The 6363-nt window shown below is 67.6% G+C and carries 5 protein-coding genes; 2 read left to right on the top strand and 3 right to left on the bottom strand.

Translation table 11 applies throughout. The features are described from left to right. Positions 1-97: 97 nt before the first annotated feature. Positions 98-376: a hypothetical protein gene (locus ACZY0B_RS03735; protein WP_463762648.1), complete on the top strand. Its 279-nt coding sequence runs from the start codon at positions 98-100 to the stop codon at positions 374-376. Here the strand turns inward: ACZY0B_RS03735 and dnaG are convergent. From dnaG to ACZY0B_RS03720, 3 genes are read right to left on the bottom strand one after another with little or no spacing between them, the layout of a single operon-like run. Further along, the gene (gene dnaG, locus ACZY0B_RS03730) at positions 351-2282 is read right to left on the bottom strand and encodes a DNA primase (RefSeq protein ID WP_463762631.1); all 1932 of its coding nucleotides are present in this window, start codon (positions 2280-2282) and stop codon (positions 351-353) included. The genes ACZY0B_RS03735 and dnaG overlap by 26 nt on opposite strands. A gap of 44 nt (positions 2283-2326) precedes the next feature. Further along, positions 2327-2932, bottom strand: a complete 606-nt coding sequence (sodC, locus tag ACZY0B_RS03725) for a superoxide dismutase[Cu-Zn] (RefSeq protein WP_463762630.1) — start codon at positions 2930-2932, stop codon at positions 2327-2329. A 40-nt stretch (positions 2933-2972) separates the two neighbouring features. After that, positions 2973-4250 carry a deoxyguanosinetriphosphate triphosphohydrolase gene (locus ACZY0B_RS03720; RefSeq protein WP_463762629.1) on the bottom strand — a complete coding sequence of 426 codons (1278 nt, stop codon included), beginning with the start codon at positions 4248-4250 and terminating at the stop codon, positions 2973-2975. Positions 4251-4373: 123 nt separating this feature from the next. Between ACZY0B_RS03720 and ACZY0B_RS03715 the strand changes: the two genes are divergently transcribed. Then, positions 4374-6347, top strand: coding sequence for a TPM domain-containing protein (locus tag ACZY0B_RS03715; protein WP_463762628.1), 1974 nt, complete (start codon positions 4374-4376; stop codon positions 6345-6347). Positions 6348-6363 lie beyond the last annotated feature (16 nt).

Here is a 6363-nt window from a genome sequence, read left to right as displayed (position 1 = left end):
CGGCCAGCCTTGGTGCCCAGCTAGACCGGTCGGGGGCGCGCGCACCCAGCCGAGTGAGGCAGGATGGACCCATCCGCACCGTCGTGGGAGGGGCGCTTTGATCCGATATGTCGTCGTGCTGGGGCTGGGGTACGTGCTGGGCTCGAAAGCCGGACGCAGGCGATACGAGCAGATCGCCGCTACGTATCGCTCGCTGACCAGTAGTCCCATGGCCCAGTCGGTGATCGAAGGTGGGCGGCGCAAGATCGCGAATCGGATCTCGCCCGACGCCGGGTTTGTCACCGTGGCCGAGATCGACAACGCGACGGCCGTGGTGCAGCGCGAAGTCGAGCGGCCGGTCGATGAGGCCCTTACACCGTCAGATCGTCGCCGCTAGCCTGCTCCAGCAGGCTGCGCCGGTATGCCTCCATGGCGACCAGGTCGCCGAACAGCGCGTGATACTCGTCGCCTTGCTCGATGGGTGACATGCGCTGCAGCTTGGACTTGACCTCGGCGATCTGCCGGCCCATCCAGACCTCCTGCAGGCGAGCCAGCACCCCGGCGATGTAGCGGGGCAGTCTCTCGTCATCGACGGCAACGGACTCCACGCCGAGCTCGTTGATCAGGCCCGCGGTCAGACTCGATGTGGTGTGTTGGCGCACCGCGTCGATCCACTGTGCGCCGGTAGTGCCGGTCGACGTGCCGCCGGCCGCGTCGATGGCCGCGCGCACGGCCGCATACCCGGGGTGGGTGAAGCTCTCGACGGTCAGGGTGTCGAACACCGGGCCGGCGAACGCCGGGTATTGCAACGCCGACTTGAGCGCCTCGCGCTGCGGCCACAGGGTCGGGTCGCGCGGGTCGGGACGAGCGGCGGCGGGCTCGGCCGGGGCGCTTTCGGTTGGTTGCTGCTCGGCTCCGCGACGGCGCGGATTCGGCGCGAAACCACCCCGGGTCGCCGGGGCCTTGGACGCCCTCGCCTCGGTCCGCACCCGGTCGATGATCTGCGCCACGTCGTCCCACCCAACCCAGCCGGCGAGTTGGCGGGCGTACTCGTCGCGCAGCGTGGGGTCTTTGATCTGACCCACCATCGGGATGCAGCGGCGCAGTGTGCCGACCCTGCCTTCGGCGTTGTCCAGGTCGAACTCGGCGATCGCGGTGCGAATCGCGAACTCGAACAACGGGGTTCGTCGTGCCACCAGGTCGCGCAGCGCGCCGTCGCCGGACTTCAGTCGCAGGTCGCAGGGATCCATGCCATCTGGGGCGACCGCGACAAAGGACTGTCCCGCCAGGTTCTGTTCGCCGCCGAAGGCCTTGAGCGCGGCCGCGCGGCCGGCCTCGTCGCCGTCGAAAACGTAGATCAGTTCGCCGCGGAAGAAGCTGTCATCCATCATCAGCCTGCGCAGCATCGCCAGATGCTCGTCGCCGAATGCGGTGCCACAGGACGCGACCGCGGTGGTGACCCCGGCCAGATGCATGGCCATCACGTCGGTGTAGCCCTCGACGACGACCGCCTGGTGTCCCCTGGCGATGTCGCGTTTGGCCAAGTCGAGCCCGAACATCACCGACGACTTCTTGTAGAGCAGTGTCTCGGGCGTATTGACGTACTTGGCTTCCATCGGGTCGTCGTCGAACAGCCGCCGGGCCCCGAACCCGATCACTTCACCGGCCGAGCTGCGGATCGGCCACAGCAGCCTGCGGTGAAAGCGGTCCATCGGCCCGCGGCGCCCCTCCCGGGACAACCCGGCGGCCTCGAGCTCCTTGAACTCAAAACCCTTGCGCTGCAGATGTTTTGTCAGCATCTCCCAGCCCGACGGCGCGAATCCGCAGCCGAAGCGTCGAGCGGCCTCGGCGTCGAAGTTCCGCTCCTTCAGATACTGACGGGCCGGTGCCGCCTCGTCGGATTCCAGCGCCGCCGCATAGAACTCGGCCGCGGCGGCGTTGGCCGCGACGAGCCTGCTGCGGCTGCCACGATCGCGCTGCACGTTGGTGGTCGCTGCGCCGGTGTAAGTGATCGTGTGGCCGAGCCGGTCGGCGAGCAGTTCGACGGCTTCGACAAAGCTGACGTGTTCGATCTTCTGGATGAACGCATACACGTCGCCGCCTTCACCACAGCCGAAGCAGTGGAAGTGGCCGTGGTTGGGGCGAACGTGAAACGACGGGGACTTCTCGTTGTGGAAGGGGCACAAGCCCTTCAGCGAGTCAGCGCCCGCGCGTCGCAGCTGGACGTAGTCGCCGACGACTTCCTCGATGCGGGCGCGTTCACGGATGGCGGCGATATCACGATCGGAGATCCGGCCAGCCATCGGCTCAGTCTAGGACGACGGATCCGGCGGCGTGGCCGACCAGGTCAGCTGGCCGGGCCGATCACGCCACAGGCAACGCGGTCCATTGCCACGTCGGTGTCCTGAGGACCGTGCAGCATCAGGGCCGTCCTGGTACCGCCCAGCAGATCATCCCTGGTGAACGCGTCTGTGGTGGTCACCAGATAAGCGGAGCCGTCCTGGCGCACCTCCAGCGACGTCAGGTCGCCGCTTTCGGGCTTTCCGGTGTGCCCGGGCGCCTGGTAGTGACCGCCCGCCGACAGGAAGTTCCCCGGCGGACCGCCCGTCGGCGCAACCGAGTTCGGCTCGCACTTGCCGACCTGGTGCACGTGCAGGCCATGGATACCGGGCGCCAGGATGCCGGGGGTGTCCGTCTTCACCGTGACGGTGATGTAGCCGTCGGTGAAGTCGAAGGTGGCCGTGGCCACCTGCCGACCGTCGGGTGCTTTGAGTGCAGCGGCCAGCGCTTGGCCGCTAGGCGCCGCGCTGGATGTCGCCGGCGACGCCGGGGCGCCGCTGAGGACCGAAGGGGTAGTGCCCGGCTGGGTGCTCGCATGCTGGGGCGAACTGCAGGCGGCGATGGCCACGACCGGAATCGACATCAGGGCGGCAACGGCGGTGTTTCTGCTCATGCCCGCAGCCTAACCTGTGCCGTCCAGCCGAGGAATGCCTTTACGGGCTCGTCGGGCCGGCATCGATTCGTTCCAGCCGCCCCTCGGTGTACGAGGCGATCTGGTCGATGATGACGCGGAGCCGGGCGCCGTCGTCGGCGGCCGTGGTGAAAGCCGAGGCGAACATCGGATCCAGCGTTCGGGGGGCTCCGGCGTACAGCCACTGCGCCACTTGATGAATGCGGTCGCGCTGCCGGGCCTGCGTCTCCAGATGCCGCGGGTCCGACATGATGAACTGCAGCGCCAGAATTTTCAGCAGGGCGACCTCGGCGCGCACCAAATCGGGTACCTGCAGCTCGGCCTGGAAACGCACCAACGGCCCGGGACCGGCCGCCGCGCGTGTGGTGGCGATCGCGGCCGAGGCGAATCTGCCCACCAATTCACTGGTCAACTGTTTGAGCGCGACCGACGCGGCCAACGTGGCGTCGTACTTACCGACGGCCGCAACCACCGGCAGCCCCGACAGCCGGCGCGCGGCGGCCATGAAATCGTCGGCGCTCACCCGGGAAAATTCGCTCTCCCCCAGCTTGGCCAGCGCCGCCGCCTCGTCGTCGTCGGCAAGCACCCGCAAATCGATGCGCTGTGAGACGACGCCGTCCTCGACGTCGTGCACCGAGTAGGCGACATCGTCGGCCCAGTCCATCACCTGTGCTTCCAGGCACATTCGGTGCTGCGGTGCGCCCGCGCGCATCCATTCGGCGGCCTCGCGGTCCGCCTCGTAGAACCCGAACTTCCTTCTTCCTGCTCCGAGCCCGCTGCCGCTGTACCACGGATATTTCGTAACCGCGTCCAGCGACGCGCGGGTCAGGTTCAGCCCCGCGCTATTGCCTTGCTCGTCAAGCACTTTGGGCTCGAGGCTGGTCAGGATCCGGAAATTCTGGGCATTGCCTTCGAAACCGCCGTACTGGTCGGCGACCTCACTGAGTGCGCGCTCGCCGTTGTGCCCGTAGGGCGGGTGCCCGATGTCATGGGCCAGCCCGGCCAGCTCGACGAGATCGAGATCGCAGCCCATTCCGATCGCCATGCCGCGCCCGATCTGCGCGACCTCCAGCGAGTGGGTCAGCCGGGTGCGCGGCGTGTCACCTTCACGAGGCCCGACGACTTGTGTCTTGTCCGCCAAGCGGCGCAGCGCGGCACTGTGCAAGACGCGTGCCCGGTCCCGGGCGAAGTCGGTGCGGTGCTGACCTTCGGTGCCCGGCAGACCCGCGGTCTTCGGCGCTTCGCCCACCCGCCGTTGACGGTCGAAGTCGTCGTATGGGTCTTGCAGGTTCGTGATCACCGACGCACAGTCTGCCAGGGAATGCCGGGAAGTGGCCTCGCCGTCCCCCACGGCGTTCCGCGGCTCGGGGTAGCTCGCCTCACGCCCTGCGGGCCGGCGTTGTCGCGGGGCTTAAATTGACCTATGCGCACTGCCCGCTTACTCCGCGTGATCCTGACAATGCTCATCACCGGGCTGCTGGTGGCACCGACGGCCGAAGCGCAGGCCCCGTTCCGGCTGCCGGGGTATGTCACCGACAACGCGGGCGCGCTATCGGTCTCCGGTCGCGCCGAGGTGAGCGCAGCGATCGACAAGCTCTACACCGACCGCCACATCCGACTGTGGGTGGTCTATGTCGAAGACTTCTCCGGCCAGAGCGGGATGAACTGGGCACAGCGCACCGTCCACGAAAGCGATTTGGGTACTTACGACGCACTGCTCGCGGTGGCCACCACCGGACGCGCATACGCGTTCCTGGTGCCGTCCGGGGTGAAAGGCGTGACCCAAACACAGGTGGATGACCTGCGGCATAACAGGATCGAACCCGATCTGCGCGACGGCGACTGGAGTGGTGCCGCGGTTTCCGCGGCGAATGGGCTTAATGCGACGCCGAATTCGTCGAACCGATTCTGGCTGCTGGGCACACTCGGCGTGATCGGCCTCGCGGTAGTGGCCCTGATGCTCGTCATGCGTTATCGCCGCCGGCGACGCCGCGCCGCCGAATTGGCTGCCGCGCGGCGAGTGGACCCCACCGACCAGACCGCGCTGGCCGCCGTGCCGCTGGAAGCGCTCGATGACCTGTCGCGCTCGATGGTGGTGGAGGTCGACAACGCGGTACGGACCAGCTCCAACGAGCTCGCCCTGGCGATCGACGAGTTCGGCGCCGAACGCACCGAGCCCTTCACCAAGGCCGTCGAGAATGCCAAAGCAGCACTGTCCCAAGCCTTTACGGTGCGTCAGCAACTTGACGACCACACACCCGAGACGCCCGAGCAGCAGCGCCAGCTGCTCACCCAGGTAGTCGTGTCGGCGGCCGGCGCCGACCGCGAACTAGAGGCCCAGACCGAGGCGTTCGAGCAGCTGCGGGACTTGGTGGTCAATGCCGCATCGCGGCTCGACGCGCTGACCCAGCAGGTCGTCGAACTCACCACTCGCATCGAGCCGGCCGAACAGCGACTAGCCGAGTTGAACAACGAATTCGGTCCTGCGGCACTGACTTCGGTGTCGGGTAATATCTCGGCCGCCACGCAGCGCCTGGCATTCGCAGACCGCAACATCGGCTCGGCCCGAACGCTGGCCGGCCAAGCGGTGAGTGGACAGCAGAGCGGTTTGGTCGACGCGGTGCGGGCCGCCGAGTCAGCGCTCGGGCAAACCCGCGCGCTGCTCGATGCGGTGGACAACGCGGCCAGCGACATCCGGCGTGCCGTTGAGCGGTTGCCATCGGTGATGACCGACATCAAGGCGGGCATTACGCACGCCACCGAGCAACTGCAAAGGCAGGACATCAAATCCGCGCATACCAGCGAGCTCGTCGCGGCCCGTGACGCCGCCACCAGAGCCGTCGACGCAGCCGGCGGGGGATCCGCCGATCCCCTGGGCACATTCGCTCAGCTGGCGAAGGCGGACTCCGACCTCAACCGGCAGTTGGCCACACTGGCCGGGGAACAGGCAGCCGCCGATCGGCTTGCTCGGTCACTCGAACAGGCGCTGTTCACCGCCCAGGCGCGGGTGCGCGGTGTCTCGGAGTTCATCGACACGCGTCGCGGCAGCATCGGCCCCGACGCTCGAACCCGGCTCACCGAAGCCCAACGACATCTCGAAGCCGCACAAGATAAAAGGACCACCAACCCGGCCGAGGCGATTGCCCACGCCAATGCGGCCTCGACACTGGCGGCCAACGCGCAGTCGCTGGCCAACGCCGATTTGATGTCCGCGCAGCGCGCCTACGCCCGCCGCGGCGGCAACAACACCGGCGCGATGATCGGCGGGATCATCATCGGCGACCTCCTCAGCGGAGGAATGCGCGGCGGATTCGGCAGCTGGAGTCCCACGTCGTTCGGCGGATCTTCGAGCTCGTCGCCGGGCGGCGGATTCATGGGTGGCGGCGGACGATTCTAAGACAATAAATGCGTGG

It is taken from the genome of Mycobacterium sp. IDUB_19, assembly GCF_055419445.1.
The sequence above is the reverse complement of the archived record's forward strand: the minus strand, read 5'-3'. Positions and strand labels throughout refer to the sequence as shown.

Coding starts and splice junctions, on each gene's coding strand:
- dnaG (WP_463762631.1), bottom strand. CDS start 2,282: ATGGCTGGCCGGATCTCCGATCGTGATATCGCCGCCATCCGTGAACGC.
- sodC (WP_463762630.1), bottom strand. CDS start 2,932: ATGAGCAGAAACACCGCCGTTGCCGCCCTGATGTCGATTCCGGTCGTG.
- ACZY0B_RS03715 (WP_463762628.1), top strand. CDS start 4,374: ATGCGCACTGCCCGCTTACTCCGCGTGATCCTGACAATGCTCATCACC.